Origin of the sequence: Microcella sp., assembly GCF_051860105.1 — a bacterium.
Taxonomy (GTDB): Bacteria; Actinomycetota; Actinomycetes; order Actinomycetales; family Microbacteriaceae; genus Microcella.
In genome coordinates this window covers 1,568-3,188 of record NZ_JBHYEO010000036.1, presented here as the reverse complement: position 1 = coordinate 3,188, position 1,621 = coordinate 1,568, and the positions used below count along the sequence as shown (strand labels likewise).

Genomic DNA, 1,621 nt, shown 5'->3' with positions numbered 1-1,621 from the left:
CCGAGCCGGGCAGCCCGGAATCCGACAGTCCCGCCTCCAGCAGCACCGCCCCCGCGCGCACCGCGACCCGGGCATCGTGCCGCGATGAGCCAGTGGTGACGCGCACGAGCTCTTCGGGGGTGCGGTGACCGTGACGCTGCGCGAGACCCGAGTGCGCGAGGTGCGGAGCCGAGCGCCGGGCCACTTCGCCCGCGAGCAGGGCCGAGCGGGCATCCACGAGCCTCCGCACCGCGGCGGCGCGATCGAGCGCCTCGAGCACCGCGTCGTCAGTCAGGTCGGCGAGCGCCCCATCACCGAGCGCCTCGTCACCGAGCGCCGCGAGCGCGCGGTGCGCGTCGGCGAGCGAGGTGAGGAGGGGGTTGGGCATGAGGAGATTCTCCCCTCAGTCGAACGTATGTTCTAGAGGGTTGAGGCAATCTCCGGAGAACTTCTCATCACCACCCCCTGTGAGGGAGGAGGGAGCCGGCACCCGAGCCCCGCCCAGAGCCGGCACCAGAGCCGGCACCCGAGCCGGCACCCGAACCCTGCCCCGGGCCCCGCCGCGTGCCACTCCCGCCCGCGCCCCCTCGCCGCGCCTACCCTTGACCCATGGATTCCCCTCTCGTCGCCTTGGTCATGGGCTCCGACTCCGACTGGTCGGTCATGCAGCACGCCGCCGCCGCACTCGATGAGCTCGGCATCGCCCACGAGGTCGAGGTGCTGAGCGCCCACCGCACCCCCGACGCGATGATCGCGTACGGCCGCGCGGCCGCGGGCAGGGGCATCCGCGTCATCATCGCGGGGGCCGGTGGTGCCGCCCACCTGCCGGGCATGATCGCGAGCGTCACGACCTTGCCCGTCGTCGGGGTGCCCGTGCCTCTCGCCACGCTCGACGGCCTCGACAGCCTGCTGAGCATCGTGCAGATGCCCGCGGGCATCCCCGTCGCGACGGTCTCGATCGGCGGCGGGCGCAACGCGGGCCTGCTCGCGGCGCGCATCATCGGGTCGACGGATGCGGCCGTCGCCGCCCGGCTCTCAGCCTTCGCCGCAGAACTCGAGCAGGCCGTGGCGGGCAAGAACGCCGCCCTGAAGTCGGCGATCGCGCAGGGTCGCGCGACGTCCGCCGCGCCGTGAGCTCGAGGCACCTCCCCGCGGCGACGCACACCTCGCCCCTCCGCCACCCCGACCCGCGCGACTCACGGGCGATGAGCCGTCGCGCGTGGTGGCTGCTCGGGCTCAATCTGCTCGTGCCGGGCAGCGCCCAGCTGCTCGCGGGCGATCGTCGGCTCGGTCGGTTCGCCGTAGGTGCGACGTTCGTGCTGTGGGCGTTCGCGGCGACTGCGCTGGCGCTGTTCCTGCTCTGGCGCCCGGCGGCGCTGACGCTCGCGACGAACGTCATTGTGCTCTGGATCGCTCAGCTGGGGCTCGTGTTCTACGCGGTGCTGTGGCTGGTGACGACGATCAACGCCTTCACCCTCGTGCGCCTCGTGCGCACACCGCCGCGCGCGCGCGTGCCGATCGCCGCCTTCGCCGTGCTGAGCCTCGTGCTCACGACCGGCTCGGCCGGCTACGCTGCGCTGCTGACCGGCGTGGGGCGCGACGCGCTGGGGTCGGTCTTCGGCGGCGGGGTGCCGGTGGCGCC

1 protein-coding gene and 2 pseudogenes are annotated in these 1,621 nt (G+C 73.8%); 2 read left to right on the top strand and 1 reads right to left on the bottom strand.

The genetic code is table 11. The annotated features are described in order from the left end of the window. Positions 1 to 367 (bottom strand): annotated as a pseudogene (locus tag ACTIE9_RS12715) (hypothetical protein); the annotation flags it as partial. 221 nt (positions 368 to 588) lie between these two features. Here ACTIE9_RS12715 and purE point away from each other — a divergent pair. Both purE and ACTIE9_RS12705 read left to right on the top strand, forming a co-directional pair. Beyond that, the gene (gene purE / locus ACTIE9_RS12710; RefSeq protein WP_439565936.1) at positions 589 to 1,113 is read left to right on the top strand and encodes a 5-(carboxyamino)imidazole ribonucleotide mutase; all 525 of its coding nucleotides are present in this window, start codon (positions 589 to 591) and stop codon (positions 1,111 to 1,113) included. A 71-nt stretch (positions 1,114 to 1,184) separates the two neighbouring features. Then, a pseudogene (locus ACTIE9_RS12705) lies at positions 1,185 to 1,621 on the top strand (LCP family protein); the annotation flags it as partial.

Coding starts and splice junctions, on each gene's coding strand:
- purE (WP_439565936.1), top strand. CDS start 589: ATGGATTCCCCTCTCGTCGCCTTGGTCATGGGCTCCGACTCCGACTGG.